Below are 20,633 nucleotides of genomic sequence, written 5' to 3'. Positions count from 1 at the left end.
TCAGGTATTCATAAGCTTGAGGAGGCACCTAACCATGACAACGATAAGAGAAAAACTAGTATTAGTCGGCAACGGTATGGCAGGCATAGGTACGATTGAGCAGATATTGAAGCTGGGAGGAGCTTATGACATCACGGTTTTTGGAAGTGAACCTCACCCCAATTACAATCGGATCATGTTGTCTTATGTTCTTGAAGGAAGTAAGACCCTTAATGATATCATCCTAAACGACTGGAATTGGTATGAAGACAATAATATAACTCTACACACGGGAACAACGGTCACACGAATTGATGAAGGCTCGAAGCAAGTTGTTACGGATAGTGGGATGATAGTCCCCTACGACAAGGTAATTATTGCGACAGGCTCGAATTCGTTTATTTTACCTGTACCTGGCAGTGATAAAGAGGGCGTTGTAGGATTCAGGGATATTTCAGACTGTGATGCGATGCTGGCAGCGGCCAAACAATACAGCAAAGCGGCTGTCATCGGCGGGGGTTTGCTTGGGTTGGAAGCGGCAAAAGGTCTTGTGAACCTTGGTATGGATGTTACCGTAGTTCATTTGATGGAAGATCTGATGGAGCGTCAGCTTGATCGGAATGCCTCCTCGATGCTGCAAGCTGAGCTTGAGCGTCAAGGCGTGAAATTTGCTATGGGCAAACAAACGATAGAATTGAGCGGGGAACAGAGAGTAAGTGGATTGCGTTTTAGTGATGGCAGTACGCTTGCTGCAGATTTTGTGGTAATGGCTGTTGGAATCAAACCGAACGTGACCTTGGCAAAAGATAGTGGAATTTCCGTAAATCGTGGGATCGTGGTGGATGATTATTTGCAAACTTCCATGCAGAATGTATATTCCATCGGCGAATGTGCTGAGCATCGCGGTATGTGTTACGGACTGGTGGCTCCACTATTTGAACAAGGCATGGTTCTAGCTAAACATTTATGTGGTAGCGATACCAAGCCTTATGAAGGTTCGATTGTTTCCACGAAGCTTAAAATATCTGGGGTGGATGTATTTTCTGCAGGTGAGTTTTTGGATTCTCCTGAACACACTGTGATTTCAAGCAAAGATGAATGGAAGAGAACTTATAAGAAAATTTTGCTCAAAAATAATGTGATTGTCGGTGCGGTTTTGTTCGGTGATGTAACGGAGTCCGCGAATCTGCAAAAGCTAGTAAAACAAGGCGCGGTAATGACCGATGAGATTTATACGGAGGTTATGGGAACAGGCTGCTGCGGTGGCGGAGCTAAGAAGAGCACATCCGTAGAAGCAATGGCGGACGAAGAAATTGTCTGCGGCTGTAATGGTGTAACTAAAAAAGCGATCGTAGATGCTGTCACTGAACATGGTTTTACTACTGTGGATGAGATCAAAGCATGCACTGGCGCTACTCGCTCTTGTGGTGGTTGTAAACCCGTAGTAGAACAAATCCTGCAATTTGTCTTAGGTGACAGTTTCCAGCAAGCTGCTAAGCAAGGTATTTGTGGGTGCACAACGCTTAGCCGTGATGAAATTGTTGCTGAAATTACAGCTAAAGGTCTTAAAACAACAAAAGAGGTCATGAATGTACTCGGTTGGAAACAAGAGGAAGGCTGCTCCAAGTGTCGTCCGGCGATTAACTATTATCTAGGGATGATGAACCCTGATACCCATCAAGATGAGAAAGAATCCCGATTTGTAAATGAAAGAATGGGTGCCAATATTCAAAAAGATGGAACCTACACCGTGATACCACGCATGTATGGTGGGGTAACTACGCCGGAGGATTTGAAGAAAATCGCCGACGTCTCCCTTAAATATGACGTGAAAGTTGTGAAGGTAACTGGAGGGCAACGCCTGGATCTAATCGGTGTGAAGAAGGAAGATTTGCCTAAGGTATGGGAAGAGCTGGATATGCCTTCAGGCTACGGTTATGCCAAATCCCTGCGTACGGTTAAGACTTGTGTGGGCTCCCAGTTCTGCCGCTTTGGCACACAAGATTCGCTGGGAATGGGCGCGCTCATAGAACGTAAGTATGAACGTCTTGATTTTCCTGCCAAGTTTAAAATAGCTGTCAACGGCTGCCCACGTAACTGTGCGGAATCCTGCACGAAGGATATTGGCATCGTTGGAAATGATGGTGGTTGGGAAGTGTTTATCGGTGGTAACGGTGGGATCAAGCCACGGATCGCAGACTCCTTCTGCAAAATTAAGACCGATGAAGAGTTGATCGAAGTGTGCTCCGCAGTGATGCAATATTACCGTGAGACCGGCAATTATTTGGAGAGAACTTCCGAGTGGGTTGAGCGTATGGGACTTGAGCGGATTCAAATGGTTATTTTGAATAATGAAGATAACCGCAAAGAGCTGGCCGCACGGATTGACTTTGCTCTGACTCAGGTTACGGATCCTTGGAAAAAAATGCTCAATGACAGCAGCACTCGTGCTGCGCTTTTTGAAGAAACAAGAGTCTAGCGGATATAACGCACACAGAAGGGGAGAGACCAATGAATAAGACAATACAAACGTATCCAATAGGATCAGTACAGGATTTCCTGCTGCAGATTGGCCGTGTGGTGATTGCTGGAAATGTGGAGCTGGCTGTATTTCGTACCTCTGACGGAGCGATCTATGCACTTGAGAATCGGAGCCCTCATCCAAAAGGGGGGCCGCTTGCGGAAGGGATCGTTTCGGGTCACTTTCTTTATGATCCACTGTATGATTGGAAAATAGATCTTCGCACGGGTGAAGTTCAGGCACCGGATCAAGGTATCGTTATGACTTATCCAGTCTCCCTTGTCGGAGACATTGTGACAGTGAGCTTGTAGACACCGAAGCTTGTAGTAAAGGATGAAATAGAAAACGGTGGGGTGGAGTATTATGTTTACTCAAAGTGTGGAGAACATTGTCGAGGCGGCAGTCAGCAAGCGAGACCAAATGAATGAAAGTTTACCAAGATATTTTCTAGCAGCCCTTTTGGCAGGGGCATATGTAGGCATTGGGATTATCCTTATTTTCTCGCTGGGAGCGCCTCTAGCGGCTGCCAAATCGCCTTTCCAACCCCTCATTATGGGTGCATCCTTCGGTATTGCCTTGACTCTTGTTGTGTTTGCAGGCTCAGAGCTGTTTACCGGAAATAATATGTTCTTTACGGTTAGTACACTTGCTGGTAGAACAAGTATCTGGGATACTGTCAAGAACTGGGTGCTTGTGTTTGTAGGGAATGTGATAGGGGCAGTGATTTTAGCACTTTTGATTCGAGGAACTGGGCTATTCAGTGCGGCTCCCCCAGAGCATCTGATCTTTGCGGCTGCAGCCAAGAAAATGAGCCTTCCGTTTTCAGAGCTATTTTTCCGTGGGATTCTATGTAACTGGCTGGTCTGTCTAGCGCTATGGATGGCCTCACGCGCCAAAAGTGAAACTGCCAAGCTGGTTCTAATCTGGTGGTGTTTATTTGCCTTTATTGCGAGTGGATATGAGCACAGTGTGGCTAATATGACGCTGCTGAGTGTTGCTGTGTTGCTCCCGAATCACCCTGACACCGTTACAATTGCCGGATGGATCCACAATATGATTCCTGTTACCTTAGGAAATATAATTGGCGGTGGCGTATTCGTCGGTATGGCCTACTGGATGATCTCTCCCGTGCGTGGTACTCAGACCAAGCGTTAAGAGTATATATAGTTATAGGGCTGACCCAATTTCGGGTTCAGCTCTTTTTCTAAATATAAGAAAGTATAAGTTTCACGCTATAAATTATCCTTATATTTCTCGCATAAACGCTTACCGTCCATTAGGGACGCCGAAGGCGTTTTTGCTTGTCTTGTGGGATAAAAAAAGACGCCTATGTTAGGCGCCTTTGACCACTCTATTTTATAATGTGCAGAATAATTGGGTCATGTATGTTTCATTGAGGAGAATAGAGGGTACATTATAATGGAATTAAATTCGGCAGATCTCGTTTGGACACATTTCGCAGTGGCAAATTTCCTGCAGCATGCCAAGATCCTTGATGACAATCATACCGTTCTCGTACTCAACCGCGTCTTTTTTACGCAAGTCACTCAGCATCCGGTTCACACTCTCACGAGTAGCGCCGATCATGTTGGACAAATCTGTATGCGTAATTTTTTTGTTGATGAGGATGTTCTCACCATCGCTGCTCTTCTCACCATAAGTATTACCAAGTCGAATGAGAGTGGAGCAAAGTGCGCCTGGTTTGCCATACATCATCAGATCACGGAATTTCGTTTGAGTTAGACGGTGATGAATGCCCATCCATTTCATAAAGTCGATGGCAAAATCACAATGTTGGCAAATGAGAATTTCTAAATCCTTTTGCTCGATAACGCCAACTTCACTTTCTTCAATCACTTCTGCAGTAAAGCTGTGCTTGGTGCTGAAGAATGGGTCCGCTTGACCTACCATATCGCCGGCTTGGTACATATAAAGAATAAGTTCTTTACCTTCATCCGTTGATTTAGTTAATTTCACACGTCCACGTTTGATATAAAACAATTTATCCGAGTAGTCGCCTTCCCAGAAAAGATGTGAACCCTCTGGAACAACGCGTTCTTTCATAGTAACAAGAAGTCTGTTGAAATTCTGTTCGGAGAAACAGTTTGTATTTCCGTGGGCTTCGATGACATTGTAATGTTCTTTTAGCATAATCGACATCCCCTTTATTCCCTCAGTTTTTCAGTAAATTTTAAATTAATTATACCTCTAAAATCTTCGATTTGGTTAAGAAAAACCATTTAAAAGTGTCGAATTTTCAACATTGTGATTATTTTCACTTCAAAAGTGCTAGATGTAATATGATTTTTAACTAAAAAGGAGTAAGAAGTATATGTTCTTTATATATCAGCAGTGGCAATCCATTATTCTCAAATAATGGGTCTGTTGCTGTTTTTTTTGCTCTTATTAGATTCTACATATTATACTGCAAAAATTCATGATATAGAAATCCGTTCGATTTCAACTCCGTATAAATGCACACATCTTCATTAAGGTCAGACATTGGCGCAACGGGTATGGAACGATATCCTGAGAATGGAGCAAAAACCAGGAGAAGGGGAAATCATACATGGCTAAAGTGGCTGACAAATATCTTAAGGTAGATCCTTGGGCAATTATTGAAGAGGGCTTTGATCCAGAACGAAATCGGACCTCGGAATCTATTTTTTCACTGGGAAATGAGTATATGGGTGTGCGGGGGTATGCTGAGGAAGGTTACTCTGGGGATTCCCTGCAAGGCAGTTATTTCAACGGGCTAAATGAACAATTGGACATTGGCAATCATTATAAGGGGATTATTCGCTCGCTGAGATATATGGTAAATGCGGTGGACTGGCTGTATACGCGGATCACTGTGAATGGTGAACAGCTTGATCTGGCAAAAAGTAAGATATCAGATTATGTGCGCAAACTGGATCTTCGTAGTGGGACTTATCGGCGGGAGCTAATCTGGCACCTAGATGATGGAAAAATCTTAAAAGTTGTCTTTACACGCTTGGTAAGTATGACGATGTCTCATCTGGGACTACAGCGGGTGGAATTTGAGCCCCTTAATTTCTCGGGCAGCGTGGACATTTGTGCAGGTCTTGATTTCAGCATTATTCATGAGGAACGCGGCGAATGTATGTGGAGTAGTCTCCGCAGTGGAGAACAAGGATCTACCACAGCTATTATGGCGAGAACAGTGAATACAGCTAACAAGCTATACTCTAGCTTTTCTTTACAATCTTCACAGCCGCTTCAGCTTACGCGAGTTGAACATGAGAAATTTATTGGACAAAGCTTTACTATGGATCTTGCTCAGGGAAAAGCGACCCATTTTACAAAGCTGGTTATCAACTATTCGGATAGTGAATCTGCCCATACAGCTGAAGAGCTGTGGAGCAAAGGGCTAGCTCTTGCTGAAAGTGCAAGCCAACTGAGCGATACTCAAATATTCGCGAATCAGACGGCATATTGGAATGGTATCTGGGAGACAAGTGATATTCGGATTGAGGGCGATCCTGAGAATCAGCAGGGCATTCGTTTTTGCATTTTCCAGCTTTATCAGACTTATCATGGTGATCATCCAGGGTTCAACATCGGCGCTAAAGGATTGACTGGAGAAGTGTATCGTGGTTTGGCGTTCTGGGATACAGAGTCGTATTGCTTACCATTCTATATGTTTAATAATCCTAAGGCCGCTCGGAGCCTGCTGGACTTTAGATATAAGACATTACCTCAGGCTATGCAACGTGCTAAAGATGTTGATTGCGATGGCGCTTGCTACCCTATTGCTACAATAGACGGAACAGAAAGCTGTGATCTCTGGCAGCATTCGAATCTTCAGCTTCATGTAGGGACTGCTATTTCCTATGGTATCTGGCATTATGTCAAAAATACTGGGGATAAAGAATTCTTGCACAGTAAAGGCGCTGAAATGCTGATCCAGATCAGTAGATTCTATGCTACACGCGGTCAATGGGGTCAACAGAGTGGGAAATATGGATATTTTGGCGTAATGGGTCCTGATGAGTTCCAATTGATGGTGAATAATAACTGCTATATTAATTTGATGGCCCAAAAATCATTTGAATACACCTTAGACACCCTGAGTGAAATGAAAGAACAGGCACCAGAGGCTTTTGCAATGGTTGCGGAAAAGACGGGACTCCGTGACGAAGAGCTTAGCGATTGGAAAAATAAAGCAGACAATATGAAGATTCCGGTTGACGAAGTGACAGGAGTATTTGAGGAGCATGATGGATTCTTCGATATGCCACATATTGATATTCATTCCATTCCTGTAACAGAGTTTCCGCTCTACTCGAACTGGTCGTATGATCGATTGTACCGTTATGACATGATTAAGCAACCGGATGTTCTCATGTTTATGTTCTTATATAATGGACAATTCTCTAAAGAAGCGAAGCTTGCTAACTATGAATATTACGAGTCTAGATGTATTCATGAGTCTTCACTTTCACCTTCGATCCATTCCATACTGGCAAGCGAAATCGGTAAGCCAGAAGAAGCCTATTCGTTCTTTGAATTTGCGACAAGACTGGATTTAGACAATTACAACCGTAACACACGCGAAGGATTGCACACGACTTCGATTGCAGCCGCTTGGATGAATATTGTGTATGGCTTTGGAGGTATGCGTTCAGATGGGGATCGTTTGTCCTTCCAGCCTTCATTGCCGGAGCGCTGGAACGAGTATAGCTTCCAAGTGATGTATGAAGGGGTATTACTACGTATTTTGGTCAACAAGACTTCAGTAACGCTCACCGCAATTAATGGGGGTAGCACTGATATTACAGTGTATGGTCAGTCAATTACGGTGGACGCATCCGGGACGATGCTTCCGCTAGGTGAAGGGATGTTGGCTCGATGAGCTGGGCGGTTAGGGATAGCTGTTTTGACAAGCAACTTGTGACGACGAACGGGAACAAATATATGTTAGGCAATGGCTATATGGGGTATCGCGGGACTCTTGAGGAATTCGGTAAAACTGAGTTAGTTGCCGTAACTTTAGCTGGTCTATATGACAAAGCGGGAGATAAGTGGAGAGAACCTGTCAATGCTCCAAATGGATTATGGGCCAAGATTGTCTGCAACGGTCAACCTTTAAGTGTGCTAGAGCGTGAACCGAGCTCTCATGTTCAGGAGCTGAATATTCGTAGTGCCATTCATCATCGGAGCACTGGCTATAGTCTATCTGATGGTGGGATGTTGACATTTACAGCAGATCGTTTCGTAAGCCAGGACAATCTTCACCTGCTCGTTAGTAAATACTCTATCCATAGTACACAGGACTGCCAAATTGTGATTGAGACCGGGATTGACGTAGATGTATGGGATATCAATGGTCCCCACCTCTATGGTCAAAAAGTAAAGTCACAGGGTGAGGTACTAGTCTCTTCCTCCACTAGTGGAGAATTGAACATTCCGGTAGTTGTGGCGGAGAGAGCCGTATTTAATTTCGGAGATCAGCAACTGGATGAGGGCGCTAGTATTCGCCGGATTTCTTTTGAAGCGCGTGCGGGTGAGACCTATGAATGGTTTAAGTACGTTGCGGTATATACTGGACTTGATGTTAGTGTGCCGGAGTCAGAAGCAGTAAAGTCTGTCCTAGCTGCTGAAGCGCTCGATTATGACGAGTTATTAAAGGCTCATCGCCAGCAATGGGAAGAAAGATGGTCGCTTAGCGATGTCATTATCGAAGGCGATGAGGATGCCCAGTTTGCTCTAAGATACAGTATTTATCAGCTGTTAATTATTGCACCTACAGTTTCGGAAAAGGTTTCTATCCCGGCTCGAGGTTTATCGGGTCAGGTCTATAAAGGGGCCGTATTCTGGGATACGGAGATGTTTATGCTGCCTTTCTTCCTGCATACTGATCCAACGGTTGCTCGCAACCTGATGATGTACCGGATTCATACCTTGGACGGAGCTCGCCGGAAGGCCGCGGAATATGGTTTTTTGGGAGCATTCTATGCTTGGGAAAGTCAGGATACAGGAGACGATGCTTGTACACTGTTTAATGTGAATGATGTATTTACCGGTCGACCAATGCGGACTTATTTCCGTGATAAGCAGGTTCATATCAGTGGGGATGTTGTACATGGGATCTGGAAATACGTTCAATTTACAGGTGACGAGAGTCTGCTGACTAGCGGAGGGGCGGAAGTGATCTGGGAATGTGCCCGGTTCTTCTACTCTTATGCTTACTATAATTCAGTAAAAGAACGCTTCGAGATTCTAGATGTAACAGGTCCAGACGAATATCATGAGCGTGTGAACAATAATGCTTTTACGAATGCTCTGGTTAAGGAGACACTGGAGATTGCCTTGCGCACAGCAGAATTGCTGCAAGATAAGTATCCGGAAGTGTACAATCAACTCTCTACAGAGTTTAGCGAAGGTCCGTTTCTGACAGAGTTCAAAGCTATGCTGGATAGCTTCTATGTTCCGCAGCCAGACCCTGCCAGTCTTGTCATCGAACAATTCGACCGTTACTTCACCTTAGAAGATGTTAGGCTGCCAGATTTGAAATCCCGTGTACTTAACAAAAATGAGTATTTGGGTGGCGGTAATGGATTAGCCACAACCACAACAATACTGAAGCAAGCAGATGTCGTATTGATGTTGAATCTATTCAAACATTCCTTCACCAAGGAAGTGAAACAAGCGAACTGGGAATTCTACGAACCGCGCACCGAGCATGGGTCAAGTCTTAGTCCTTGTATCTACGCTTTGGTAGCTGCCGATATTGGATCGCCGGATTGGGGATATCCATATTTTATGCGCACGGCTACTGTTGATCTCACGGGAGAATCTAAGCAGTACGTAGGCGATCTTTATATCGGTGGTACCCACCCAGCCGCTAACGGTGGTGCTTGGATGGCTGCAGTGCTTGGTTTTGCAGGGTTGGATTATGATGGGGGAACTGTCCATATCAAACCTTCACTGCCTAAACATTGGCAGTCTGTTGAGCTTCCGGTTACGCTTCGGGGGAATACCTTTAAGCTGCGGATCAGCAAGGATGAAGTTACAGTTTCCACAGCAGCCGACTACAGCGGGACTCTGGTGTTCTCGGTACAAGGCGGAGAAGGAAAGTCCTGTGGTGCAGGTGAGAGCTTGCGGCTAACCTTGGCTGAAACAACAGTATAGACATTAACTAACAACGGAGAGGAAGTAAATCCATGTTGCAAAATATGAAGGGTGCCATTTTCGATCTGGACGGCGTTATCGTAGATACGGCCAAATATCATTATTTGGCTTGGGCGAGTCTTGCTGACGAGCTAGGCTTTACATTTACAGAGGAGGATAACGAACGTCTTAAGGGCGTGAGCCGGATGAGATCGCTCGATATCCTTCTGGAAGTTGGTGGCCTACAATTTGAAGAAGCGGAAAAGCTTGCGATGGCGGAGAAGAAGAATCGCTTATATGTAGAGTACATCTCTAAGCTTGAGGAGTCGGAACTGCTTCCTGGGGTCAAAGAATACTTAACTGGACTGAGAACGCGCGGAATTGGAATTGCGTTAGGTTCAGCTAGTAAGAATGCAGAGTTTATTTTGAATAAGCTGAACATTACGGATCTGTTCGATGCCGTAGTTGACGGTAACAAAGTGTCACTTGCCAAACCGGACCCGGAGGTATTCTTGATCGCTGGTCAGGAGCTAGGCTTACAGCCGGACGAATGTGTCGTGTTTGAGGATGCGGAAGCGGGCGTTCAAGCAGGTAAGGCTGCAGGTATGAAGGTAGTAGGCATAGGTAAGCCGGAAGTGCTGAAGGAAGCCGATATGGTTGTAAAAGGATTGTATGAGTTGTTGAGTTAAATAAAAAGGGGACCGACTCCAAAGTAGCTGATGCTACTGTGGGGTCGTTTTTTTTGCTTTAAATTCCTGTGCTCACGCTGTGTATTTAGCTATCAAGTACAACTGCGCACACCAAGTAGTAATGTCGCTCATTGGGTAATCCAATCGCTCATCCAAAGGCTCAACAAATGTGAAGCCCACAACAGTGTAAAGCAGAGGCGAATAATACCTCTCATAGCCCCACGCAGTGGCCTTCACTCTCCCGCCCTATTTTTCTATTTTTGTTTTTTAAGAATCGCGGTGATGGAGTTGCGGAGTGGAGGTTTGGAGCTGGAGAAACGAAGTGGTCGCCTTTATCCTCGGATTTCTACCGCCAAGCGGTATAAAATCAGGAAATCTGAGGATAACAGCGATCGTAAGCCCAAACGCTCCACGCAGTGACGTCTATATCACCATGCTCTTATAATCCGCACAACAGAAAAAAACTACATACAAATGACCATAAAAAACTTTAAAATGAACATATGTAAGCGTTTATCCCTTTGATATAGTTATTTAACCCGGAGGTGTGACTATAGTGTTGTCTAGGCTGATTAGATTGATTCGAAAGCTGAGCGTCAAGCAGCAGCTCATCCTACTATTCCTGATTATGATTTCTCCTATTTTCTTTTTGAACATATATGGGAATTTGAAGGCAGAGCAAATACTGAAGCGCCATGTTACGAATGCATATGTGGAATTGAACAAGCAGAACTTTACGATCATTAATCGGGATATCGATACAGTTAATAAGATCACTACCACCGTGATTCAAAATCCTCTGATTCAGCAAATGAATATGACTGGCTCGGATACCATACTGGAGCGGGTCAAACGATATGAGACAATAGAGAAGCTGTTGGTCAGTTACTCTCAGGGGGCTGAACGTGGTGATGGCATCTATTACTCCCTTTATATATACGATCCGAATGATTATTACTTTTTCGCTCCCAATTTTCCACAGGTTAAGAAGGCGGGAGTTTATTTCTTTTCTAAAGCCGAAGAGCCTTACTGGTTTGAGGAGGTTGTTCAGAAGAAAGGACGCGGCTCGCTGAAGTTCACGGAGAGGCTAAGCGCACAAGCGGAGAATTTAAAGACACTTACTTACATGAGAGCTGTAAACAACATTTCCAGAAAAGCGGAGACTATAGGGGTTTTGGTCATCACCAAAATGGACTCAAAAATTGGAGAATCTCTCAAATCGATCTCTTTGCCTGACGGCGAAATTTACTTAACAGACTTAAACAATCGTGTTCTCGCCTCCACTACGAATAATACTGGGGAAGTAATTGCGTTGCCGGAGACGGTTGTTGCCGAGGATCTGGAAGGTACAGTGGATGTGATTACCTCCGATTTTATCTATGTGGTTAACAATAACCATGCGCTTGGACAAAAACTGGTCTACAAAGTTCCGGTAAAGGCGCTACTGCAGCAACAGAATGAAATGAAAAGTGTTATTCAATACATCACCGTGGCTTATGCAGTATTTGGACTAATTATGATTACGTACTTCTGGCGTTCATTAATGACTCCTTTGCAAAAGCTGGCTTTTTTCGTGCGAAAATACGAGCCGGGTAATCGAGTTCCAGAGACACCACGGAGGGGGAGTAACGATGAGGTCAGTGTGCTGATTGCTTCTACTTATGATATGGCCCGAAGGCTGAACGGATTAATCACATACAAATATCAGATGGAGCTTAAACAGAAGGAATCCCAGCTTCAACTTCTATATCAACAAATCAACCCTCATTTGCTTTACAACACCCTAGAGAGCATTTATTGGAAAAGCTCTTTAGAAGGAAATGTCGAATCCGCCGAGATGATCAAGGAATTGTCCAAACTAATGAAGATCAGTCTTAGTCGGGGAAGGGAGCTGATCAGCCTTGAAGAAGAGCTGGAGCATGCAACGGCCTATATCAAGCTACAGCAGCACCGTTATGATTATGTATTTCAAGTTGTGATGAATATTCACCCGGATACGAAAAGCAACCTAATTCCAAAAATCACGCTGCAGCCATTAATAGAAAATGCTATTATTCATGGGGTTAAAAATATGGGCGAGGATGGCGAGATCATCATTACTGCAGTATGTGAGGATGAAACCGTTAGGATCTCTATTGAAGATAACGGCTATAAGTCTGTTGACTATGAAGCCATAGAAGCTGTATTGAATGATGAAAGCCCCAATCCCACTAGCGGTTATGGTATCCGCAATATTAACCAGCGTATTCATTTACATTTTGGCTCTGATTATGGCATCAGCTATACCCCTCGTACAGAAGGCGGAACGCTAGTAACAGTTAAGCTTCCGAAATCGGAGAATCAGGACTAAGGAAGGGGAGCATGCAGAAATGTTCAATATATTGGTTGTGGATGACGAACCATTGATTTGTAAAGGATTGAGCAATTTATTAGCTTCATCCGGGCTGGATATTTCTAATATCTATACAGCTAATAGTGGATTTGAAGCACTAGACTGTATACGTATGGAGGAAATTGATCTGCTCGTTACGGACATACAGATGGGTGCGATGAGTGGAATTGATTTGATGCAGCATGCCAAACTAGCCAAACCATGGGTACAGACCATCGTAATTTCTGCTCATGAGACGTTTCAATATGCTCAAATGGCTGTTAGGCTCGGGGCAAAGGACTATTTAATCAAGCCTTTGAATAGTGAGCAGTTTTTGGATTCCGTTCGAAATGTGCTCCTTAAGATGGGGAAGCCCTCACCAGAACTAGATGTCTTCATGTCTGGAATTAACGAAAGCTTTCGACTTGAAGAGCCGTTGCCGGAATATAGCAAGCTCTTGAACGAATTGCTCATTGACCCTGGAGTTGTACTAGCTGATGGAGATAACCTCCTGAAGCTGGATAATCTGAAGCTACAAGGGCCGTATTTTTCCGTCTTAAAACTTAAGGTACCACTGTCTGGAGCGAACCAGGAAAAGCAGTATACTATGCGGGACAGACGGCTTCTTTGTTATGCTGCGCTGAACATTGCCAAAGAATTAATGGAAAAGGAATGGAACTCGATAGCCTTTTATGCGCCGGATGGAGAAATTACGATCATTATTCAATGGGATGAAAAAAGCTATGAGGATTCTTCTGCCGGCCAAATCAACAGGCTAGATATACTTGGTCGTAGTCTACATTTTAATATCCATAAATATTTACATCTGAACGTAGTCATCGGCATTAGCCAGATTTTAAAGGGGCTTTCGTTTATGGCCGTTTTGAACCGCCAGGCCTCTAATGCAATTCTCTGGAATAATGAGCATAGTGACCATTACGTGTTCTATTATGGGGATTTCAACTGGAACAGTTACACAAGTGATCCTTCTGTAGAAGAACTTCATACGCATAGCAATCTGATCGTACAAAAAGCAAAAGAATATATTGACGAGAACTATGCTCAAAAAGGACTTACTATTCACGATGTGGCTAAGAAGAATCATGTTAGCCCCAATTATTTGAGCTACCTATTTAAGAAAAATACAGGTTATAACCTGTGGGAATATGTAATTAAGCTCCGGATGGAAGAAAGTCGGGAGATGATTTTGAATACCGATCTTCGCAGATACGAAATTGCGGAACGTGTGGGTTATGAATCGCCCGAGCATTTTAGTAAAATTTTCAAAAAATATTATGGAATCAGCCCCAGCGAATTGAAGAAGTAAAAACACTCATGACTTCGGTAGATATAGACATGTTCAGTACAACCCTCATTTCCTACAATTTAAGGTAGGAAGCATTTTGCGAAAAATGCTGATAGAACAATGGAATGAGGGAGCCTGATGAATCAAACCGCAGTAGTAACCGAAAACCCGGCGACGCTGAAGGGGACACCGTACAAGCAAAACCGCTGGAAGAAAAACTTTTGGGGATATATGTTCCTCGTACCTGCCGTAATTATTTTTATTATGTTCTTGTGGGTTCCAATTTTTAAAGGCTTACTGTACAGCTTCTACCATGTTGATTTTGTGAAAGGTAATAGCTTTGTAGGCTTTGAGAACTACAGTAGAGCACTTAGTGATCCAGATGTTTTGACCGCATTAAAGAACACTGGGTATTACATGTTTCTATGTCTTATTATCGGTTTTTGGGTTCCGATTGCTTTTGCCATCATGATCTCGGAGCTGAGAAAGTTTGGGGGCTTTGTACGTGTAGCGGCTTACCTTCCTTTCGTAATGCCTGGTGTGGTTCTCTATGGACTGTGGAGATGGCTTTATGATCCGGTGGGCCCGATTAATGCGTTACTAGGCACAATGGGTGTGGATCAGGTTGCCTTCTTAACAGATACAAGATGGTCGATGATTTCCCTTGTGTTTATGGAAACATGGCAGCAGTTCGGATCAGGGATGCTAATATACTTAGCTGCTGTACTCAGCATTCCAAGAGATTGGTATGAAGCCGCTGAGATTGATGGAGCAGGTATATGGGCACGTATAAAGTACATCACATTGCCTTCACTGCGTAATTTAATCTTTTTGATGCTGATCCTGCAAATTATTGGTACTTCACAAGGGTATCAGTCACAGATGGCGCTGCTTGATGGCGGGCCAAATAATACTACGCTTACCTATGCGCTGTTGATCGTGAAATATGCATTTACAAGACTCGATTATGGAACAGCTACTGCGCTTGGCATGTTAATGTTCATTGTCCTAGGTGGTTTGGGCATTTTACAGTTCAAGCTTAACAAGGAGGACTACTAAGATGAAGAGCGCAGATAGAGGAATTCTTTCAGAACACGATTTGAAAAAAACAAGTAATAAGATTGTTTATGGCTTGATGTGCGTAGTCATTTTAGTTATGGTTTTTAGCATGCTGTACCCGATTTGTATGACGTTATTCAACGGGTTGAAGTCGAATCAAGAGGTGAATTCATTCCCGCCTCATTTTTTCCCTCAGGAATGGCACTTCAGCAACCTTAAAGACGCGATGAACTACATTGATCTACCCATGTTCCTTAGAAACACCATTTATATCTTTTTAGGGAATATGGTCGTGACTCTTGTGGTTTTGGGAATGTCAGCTTTTAGTATTTCTCGTATGAATGTTCCTTACAAAAGAGCTATTTACTTCTTCTTTCTGATGACATTGTTTATTCCGGCGACCAGTTACATGATCCCGAACTTTGTCAATTTGAAGGAGCTCGGATTGCTGAATCAGTATGCGGCTTTCTGGTTGCCAGCGGGTGCGAACACTTTCTACTTTCTATTGTTAAAGAACTTTTTTGACGGAATTCACCCGGAAATCTTTGAAGCAGCACGAATTGATGGGGCCTCTGAGCCGAGAAGCTTTTTCTCCATTGCCGTGCCACTATCCATTCCGATTTTTGCTACATTAGCGATCTTTATCTTTTCTACCGCATGGAATGACTGGTTCTGGCCATCTCTGGTTATGCACAGTGAAGAGAAATATACGCTTGCGACAGCCATTTATAAATACGTTATTAATGTGAAGGCACTCAATACTAATATTAAATTTGCAATCCTGTTTATAGTATCCTTGCCTCCAATCATTGTCTTCTTGATTTTCCAGAAATTCATTATGCGTGGGGTTGCTTTGTCGGCAGTGAAAGGATAAGCAATTATCGACGAATTTAACCATGGATCGTAAACATGCACATGAAAGGAATATAAATGCACCTCGTTTGTAAACGGTTTCTAATTTATGATCGATATGTAAGATAATTATGAATTGAAAAGGGGAGTTTCAATGCGTAAGTACTCTAGCGTTCTACTAAGCGTACTTGTAGCCGGATCGTTGCTATCTGCTTGCAGCGGCAACAATAACGGAAACACAGCGGGGAACAAAGGCGGGGAAGCATCTGCTGCGCCAACAAATGCTGTAACGGATAATACAGCAACCGCTACGGATGCGCCAGTGGATGACATTACTCAAAGAAAAGTGACGATCAAGATTCACTATCCAACACCTGACCTGACTGAAATAAGAGCACAGGAAGACGACAAAATCAAACGTTTCCAAGAGGTATATCCGAACGTAGAAATCGTTAAAGACGACTGGCAGTACAATGTAAGTGAAATAGGAATCAAAATGGCTGCGAATGAAGCACCAACCTTCTTTAATACTTTTGCTACAGAAGCTAAATTCCTGGTTGAAAAGGGCTGGGTTGCTGACATCACAGATCTGTGGAACAAATATGAATTTAAAGATCAAATTAACACCGTGCTTCAAAATCAATTTATTATCGACGGCAAAGTTTTCGGAGTAACACAAAAAGGTTATGTAACAACCACTATGATCAACAAAAAAATGCTGGATGAAAAAGGCGTAGCCATTCCACCTATGGATTGGACTTGGGATGATATGCTGAACACGGCTAAAGGCGTAGCTGATGCCAAAAAAGGTATTTCCGGAATTGCTCCAATGGGTAAGGGGAACGAAGCAGGTTGGAACTGGACCAACTTCCTGTTTGAAGCTGGCGGAGAGATTCAAAAAATTGAAGGCGGTAAGGTTATAGCTACATTTAATTCCGATGCTGGCGTTAAAGCACTGGATTTCTACAAGAAACTTAGATGGGAAGCTAACGCGATTCCACAGGACTGGGCACTTGGTTGGGGCGATGCTGTAGGTGCGTTCCAACAAAGTCGTACAGCAATGGTAATGGCCGGGTCTGATGGCGTTATCGAGCAAGCGTTGAACCAAGGTGGACTGAAACCTGAGGATGTGCTTACGTATCCTATGCCAGCTATGGAAAAAGGCGGAAAGCACACAGGGGTACTTGGTGGTGACTATCTAGTAATTAATCCAAATGCTACGCCAGATGAACAAGAAATGGCATTCCGCTACATTACTTTTGATTATTTCTCTGACAAAGGTTTGGAAGCGCTGGATGCAATTCTTCAACAACGTACAACCGATGGCAAATACTTTATCCCGCCGCTCTTAGACTACTACTCAGCTGATTCTGAGTTTGGTAAGAAGACCAAAGCGGTTTATGACAAGTACACAAATGTATACCAATATAGCCCTGACATTATGGGACTTTTGGATGGTAAACCTGAAGCTCAATACAACACACAGGACTATTACGCAACCATGTCCAATGTTATTCAAGAGCTGTTCTCCAAAAAAGGAACGGATTCCAAGAGCCAGTTAGAAGCAGCAGCTAAAACAGTGCAAGAGAAATTCTTTGATACGATTAAAGCGGAATAGTTTAATGCAAAAACCGGCCCCTTTGGGGTCGGTTTTTTGTTGTGAAGATTTATAAATTTATAAATCTTCAGAAATAGTGATAATCAATTGGAAATTATTACAGTGTAGGGAAATCGTAATTGACTGTGATGAAGAGAATACATTTTTGTGTACTGATTTTAGATATATGGAATAAAAAGGAGCTGAAATTTTGCTTATTAAAGTATAATTCTAAGATTTAAAGGGTTTTATAGCACATAATATGGTAAAAAGACTATAATATGATCGAATGAAAGCGCTTTGAAAACAAATCAAAAAAACTTTATACTTTGTGAAAGATTTCACTATACAAGGTGGAAATCATGTGATAAGATAAATGTGTAGAGAAAAACAACTAAAAATTGACAGGAGGACGAGGGAGATGGCAGTTAAGAACGAAGTCGCCGCCCAAGTTAAACAAGTTACCGCTGAAGAGTATATTCAGAATTTAGTGGATAAAGCAAAAAAAGCGCATGAGGCGTTCATGGCGCTAGACCAAGAGCAAGTTGACACAATCGTTCATGCAATGGCGTTGGCTGGACTCGACAAACATATGTACCTCGCAAAATTGGCCGTAGAAGAAACTGGACGCGGCGTATACGAAGACAAAATTACGAAGAACATCTTCTCAACTGAATATATCTGGCACGGAATTAAATACGATAAAACAGTAGGCGTTATTGAAGACAACGCTTATGATAGCTTCCAAAAAATTGCTGAACCCGTCGGAATTGTTATGGGTATCACACCGGTAACCAACCCTACATCCACCACGATGTTTAAAGCGTTGATTTCGATTAAGACACGGAACCCTATTATATTCGGTTTCCACCCATCTGCGCAAGAGTGTAGTGCAGCTGCTGCAAAAATTCTTCATGATGCTGCCGTGAAAGCTGGCGCTCCTGAGAACTGTATCCAATGGATTGAAATGCCAACAATGGACAAGACAAACGCATTGATGAACAACCCAGACGTTGCTCTTATCTTGGCAACTGGTGGTTCTGCAATGGTAAAAGCAGCTTATAGCTGTGGTAAACCAGCACTTGGCGTAGGCCCTGGTAACGTACCTGCTTTCATTGAAAAGAGCGCGGATATTGATCAAGCCGTAACGGACATCATTCTTTCTAAAACATTTGATAATGGTATGATCTGTGCTTCCGAGCAAGCTGTTATTATCGAAGAACCAATCTTCGATCAAGTGAAGAAAAAAATGATTGCTAATGGCTGCTACTTTGTGAACAAAGAAGAAGCTGCCAAACTGACTAGTGGAGCAATGAATGTAGATAAATGTGCGGTTAACCCAGCAATCGTAGGTCAATCCGCAGTGAAGATTGCTGAAATGTGTGGCATTCAAGTCCCTGCCGGCACAAAGATTCTGGTAGCAGAACTTGAAGGTGTAGGCACTAAATATCCACTTTCCGCTGAAAAATTAAGTCCGGTTCTTGCTTGCTACAAAGTTAAGAATGCAGATCAAGGTATCGAACGCGCAGCTCAAATTGTTGAATTTGGTGGTATGGGACATAGCTCGGCTATCCACTCCAACAACGAAGAAGTAATCATGAAGTTCTCTAACCGTCTGCAAACAGGACGTATTCTCGTTAACTCGCCTTCCACACATGGTGCGATCGGCGATATCTATAACACTAATATCCCTTCGTTGACTCTGGGCTGCGGATCTTATGGACGTAACTCCGTGTCGCAAAACGTTACAGCAATCAATTTGATCAACGTGAAAAGGGTGAATCGTCGTACCGTGAATATGCAATGGTTTAAAGTACCTGACAAGATCTATTTCGAAAAAGGCGCTACTCAGTACCTGACCAAAATGCCTGATATCACACGTGTCGCAATTATCACTGACCCAATGATGGTTAAGCTTGGATATGTTGAAAGAGTTGAACATTACCTGCGTCAACGTCAAACTCCTGTAGCTATCGAAGTGTTCTCTGAAGTTGAACCAGATCCATCGACAACTACAGTTGAAAAAGGTACTGCAATGATGAACAGATTCCAACCGGACTGCATTATCGCACTTGGCGGCGGTTCCCCAATGGATGCTGCAAAAGGAATGTGGTTATTCTATGAACATCCAGACGCAGACTTTAATGGTCTGAAACAAAAATTCATGGATATCCGTAAACGGGTATACAAATTCCCTAAACTTGGTAACAAAGCTAAGTTTGTAGCGATTCCAACTACTTCGGGTACAGGTTCGGAAGTAACATCTTTCGCAGTTATTACCGATAAAACAACTGAACAGCACACCAAATATCCTTTGGCTGACTACGAGTTAACTCCAGATGTGGCTATCATTGATCCAGAGTTCGTATACAGCTTGCCAAAAACTGCAGTTGCTGATACAGGTATGGACGTATTGACACATGCTATCGAAGCTTATGTATCTGTTATGGCGAGTGACTATACTGATGGTCTAGCTATTAAAGCGATCCAACTGGTATTCCAATACCTTGAAAAATCAGCGCTGGAAGGCGACAGAGTAGCACGTGAGAAAATGCATAACGCATCAACACTTGCTGGTATGGCCTTTGCCAATGCATTCTTGGGTATTAACCACAGTTTGGCGCATAAATGGGGCGGACAGTACCACACTGCTCATGGTCGTACTAATGCGATCCTTATGCCACACGTTATCCGCTACAATGCTAAAAAACCTACGAAGTTCGCTTCGTTCCCTAAATATTCGCACTTCGTAGCTGATGAGCGTTATGCTGAAATTGCCCGTATTCTGGGATTGCCAGCTCGCACAACTGAAGAAGGTGTAACTAGCCTGATCAATGCTATTCGCGATATGAATAAAAAATTGGGCATCGAAGAATCGTTCCAACAACTGGGCTTTGATCCTAAGGACTTCGAATCCCGCGTAGATTACTTGGCTGACCGTGCGTTTGAAGATCAATGTACAACTGCCAATCCTAAGCTGCCACTGGTATCTGAGCTTGCTGATGTATACCGTAATGCGTTCTACGGAAGATTTGATAATTAATAAGTGGTTAAATAGAGAATAGGATAGTTGTGGACTTAGATAAAGGTGACAAATATCACTCGAAAGGTGATATTTGTCACAG

Annotated in this window: 13 protein-coding genes; 12 read left to right on the top strand and 1 reads right to left on the bottom strand. The window is 43.3% G+C overall.

Going from position 1 to position 20,633, the window contains the following annotated elements:
• Positions 1-34 precede the first annotated feature (34 nt).
• The 3 genes from nirB to MHI27_RS22610 are packed head-to-tail and all read left to right on the top strand — an operon-like array spanning position 35 to position 3,655.
• Complete coding sequence (nirB, locus tag MHI27_RS22620) at positions 35-2,458, top strand: nitrite reductase large subunit NirB (RefSeq protein WP_405174752.1); 2,424 nt, start codon at positions 35-37, stop codon at positions 2,456-2,458.
• Positions 2,459-2,490: 32 nt separating this feature from the next.
• A complete protein-coding gene (locus MHI27_RS22615; protein WP_405174751.1) occupies positions 2,491-2,811 on the top strand; it encodes a nitrite reductase (NAD(P)H) small subunit in 321 nt (106 codons plus the stop codon).
• Between the two features lie 52 nt (positions 2,812-2,863).
• Positions 2,864-3,655, top strand: coding sequence for a formate/nitrite transporter family protein (locus tag MHI27_RS22610; RefSeq protein WP_042190547.1), 792 nt, complete (start codon positions 2,864-2,866; stop codon positions 3,653-3,655).
• Between the two features lie 270 nt (positions 3,656-3,925).
• Here MHI27_RS22610 and MHI27_RS22605 read toward each other — a convergent pair whose 3' ends face one another.
• The gene (locus tag MHI27_RS22605; protein ID WP_042129903.1) at positions 3,926-4,651 is read right to left on the bottom strand and encodes a Crp/Fnr family transcriptional regulator; all 726 of its coding nucleotides are present in this window, start codon (positions 4,649-4,651) and stop codon (positions 3,926-3,928) included.
• 418 nt (positions 4,652-5,069) lie between these two features.
• On the opposite strand from MHI27_RS22605, the gene MHI27_RS22600 reads away from it, so the two are divergent.
• The 9 genes from MHI27_RS22600 to adhE all read left to right on the top strand — a co-directional run bounded on the left by MHI27_RS22600 (position 5,070) and on the right by adhE (position 20,551).
• On the top strand, positions 5,070-7,376 hold the full coding sequence (locus MHI27_RS22600) for a glycoside hydrolase family 65 protein (protein WP_405174750.1): 2,307 nt from the start codon (positions 5,070-5,072) through the stop codon (positions 7,374-7,376).
• The gene (locus MHI27_RS22595; protein ID WP_405174749.1) at positions 7,373-9,655 is read left to right on the top strand and encodes a glycosyl hydrolase family 65 protein; all 2,283 of its coding nucleotides are present in this window, start codon (positions 7,373-7,375) and stop codon (positions 9,653-9,655) included. The genes MHI27_RS22600 and MHI27_RS22595 overlap by 4 nt, the downstream gene beginning before the upstream one ends.
• Before the next feature lie 32 nt (positions 9,656-9,687).
• Positions 9,688-10,323 carry a beta-phosphoglucomutase gene (pgmB, locus tag MHI27_RS22590; RefSeq protein WP_076300843.1) on the top strand — a complete coding sequence of 212 codons (636 nt, stop codon included), beginning with the start codon at positions 9,688-9,690 and terminating at the stop codon, positions 10,321-10,323.
• Between the two features lie 556 nt (positions 10,324-10,879).
• Positions 10,880-12,673 (top strand): sensor histidine kinase, encoded by a 1,794-nt coding sequence (locus MHI27_RS22585; RefSeq protein ID WP_405174748.1) that lies wholly within the window; start codon positions 10,880-10,882, stop codon positions 12,671-12,673.
• 19 nt (positions 12,674-12,692) lie between these two features.
• A complete protein-coding gene (locus MHI27_RS22580) occupies positions 12,693-14,021 on the top strand; it encodes a response regulator (RefSeq protein WP_405174747.1) in 1,329 nt (442 codons plus the stop codon).
• Positions 14,022-14,138: 117 nt separating this feature from the next.
• Positions 14,139-15,059 carry a carbohydrate ABC transporter permease gene (locus MHI27_RS22575; RefSeq protein ID WP_042129891.1) on the top strand — a complete coding sequence of 307 codons (921 nt, stop codon included), beginning with the start codon at positions 14,139-14,141 and terminating at the stop codon, positions 15,057-15,059.
• A 1-nt stretch (position 15,060) separates the two neighbouring features.
• Positions 15,061-15,933: a carbohydrate ABC transporter permease gene (locus MHI27_RS22570; protein WP_042190530.1), complete on the top strand. Its 873-nt coding sequence runs from the start codon at positions 15,061-15,063 to the stop codon at positions 15,931-15,933.
• A 132-nt stretch (positions 15,934-16,065) separates the two neighbouring features.
• On the top strand, positions 16,066-17,529 hold the full coding sequence (locus tag MHI27_RS22565; RefSeq protein WP_405174746.1) for an ABC transporter substrate-binding protein: 1,464 nt from the start codon (positions 16,066-16,068) through the stop codon (positions 17,527-17,529).
• Positions 17,530-17,929: 400 nt separating this feature from the next.
• Positions 17,930-20,551, top strand: coding sequence for a bifunctional acetaldehyde-CoA/alcohol dehydrogenase (gene adhE / locus MHI27_RS22560; RefSeq protein WP_042129885.1), 2,622 nt, complete (start codon positions 17,930-17,932; stop codon positions 20,549-20,551).
• The last annotated feature ends 82 nt before the right edge of the window (positions 20,552-20,633 follow it).

It is taken from the genome of Paenibacillus sp. FSL H8-0261, assembly GCF_045040645.1.
Classification (GTDB): Bacteria; Bacillota; Bacilli; order Paenibacillales; family Paenibacillaceae; genus Paenibacillus_AQ.
This window is presented reverse-complemented; position numbering and strand designations above follow the sequence as displayed.